General features: G+C 38.2%; 3 protein-coding genes. All 3 read right to left on the bottom strand.

Going from position 1 to position 1,289, the window contains the following annotated elements; genetic code table 11:
• Positions 1-64: 64 nt before the first annotated feature.
• Positions 65-601: a F0F1 ATP synthase subunit delta gene (locus GMD4S_RS12185; RefSeq protein ID WP_000359021.1), complete on the bottom strand. Its 537-nt coding sequence runs from the start codon at positions 599-601 to the stop codon at positions 65-67.
• Positions 601-1,095: a F0F1 ATP synthase subunit B gene (gene atpF, locus GMD4S_RS12180; protein ID WP_000366311.1), complete on the bottom strand. Its 495-nt coding sequence runs from the start codon at positions 1,093-1,095 to the stop codon at positions 601-603. Before atpF ends, GMD4S_RS12185 begins: the two co-directional genes overlap by 1 nt.
• Positions 1,096-1,113: 18 nt before the next feature.
• Positions 1,114-1,289: F0F1 ATP synthase subunit A (locus GMD4S_RS12175; protein ID WP_008291897.1), on the bottom strand; the 176-nt coding region annotated here is incomplete at its 5' end.

Raw genomic sequence — 1,289 nt, 5'->3', positions numbered from 1 at the left:
TCAATTTGTTGCTTAATTAAAGCGCTGATTTCTTGTGCGTTAATTGCCAAAAGAACACCACTTTCTATTTCAAATTTTCTTTAACAACACGAAGTTGCTGTTTAATACTCACATCAATTGTCTTGTGATTGGCAAAAATGACAAAACCACCAATGAGACTTTCATCGATTTGTTCTTTGATAGTCCGAACTTTCAGAGACATTTTTTTCTCAATCAAAGGAAGCAATCGCGCCTTCTGGTCATCTGTTAATGGATGAGCGGAGGCAATCGTTACTTCAAATCGATTCGTTTCTTTTTCAAGTCGACTCAAACAATCTACAATTACTTCATAAAATAAATTTGCTCTGTGATTGTATAGCAGCACCTGAAAAAAGTTTTGCATTAATGGTGACACTGAGTCTTGGAAGAAACGAACGGTTTTTTCCTTATCCGACTCACCTACTGCCACTTGACCTAAAAAAGAAGGCAAGTCTGTTTCTTCTGCGACTTGCTTGATTTGAGCTAAGTCAGAAAAGATACGGTCTTCTTCTCCCTTTTCAATCACCAATTGGACAAAAGGCATGCTGTATTTTTCAATTACCTTTACTGTCTTTTTGTCCATTAAGCTTCTCCTAGCTGATCGATGTACTGATCAATGAGTTCTTTATGGGCTTGTCCGTCAAGGTTTTGTGAGATGATTTTACCAGCGAGACTAATCGTCAAATCTGCTACCTCACCCTTAACGCTTTGTAAAGCTTCCGCTTTATTTTGAGCAATTTCTTGGTTAGCTTTTTCTTTCAAGCGTCCTGCTTCCAGTTTCGCCTCAGCCAAGATGTCAGCTCTACTTTTCTCAGCTGTTTCCTTTGCATTCTCGATAATTGTCTTAGCTTCCGAACGGCTACCTGCCAACTCAGCTTCACGTTTGCTAGCGAGTTCTTCGGCCTTCTTACGGGCAGCTTCTGCTCCGTCAATATCTGAAGAAATTTTTTCAGCACGTTCATCTAAAATATTGGTAAGATTTCCCCAGGCATATTTTTTCACTAAAAAAATTAATAAAAGGAAGGAACCAGCGATAAGAATAAAGTCACCAATAATGGTACTAATAGTTAAATCCATCTTCTAATCCTCCTCTACTTACTCTTCCCCAGCATTTATCTTCTTACCAATGTACATCGATGACAACATGGTAAAGACATAGGCTTGAATACATGAAATGAAAATCGAAAAGGCTGTCCATAACATGTTTGCGATAAAGGCAAAAGGATACCAATACAAAGCATTTTGTGACAAGGCTAATAGCAATCCAGCTA

The sequence above is a fragment of the Streptococcus sp. GMD4S genome (assembly GCF_000296955.1).
This window is presented reverse-complemented; position numbering and strand designations above follow the sequence as displayed.

What these genes read in the sequence shown, in the direction of transcription:
- atpF (WP_000366311.1), bottom strand. Translation starts at nt 1,095, where the DNA reads ATGGATTTAACTATTAGTACCATTATTGGTGACTTTATTCTTATCGCT.
- GMD4S_RS12185 (WP_000359021.1), bottom strand. Translation starts at nt 601, where the DNA reads ATGGACAAAAAGACAGTAAAGGTAATTGAAAAATACAGCATGCCTTTT.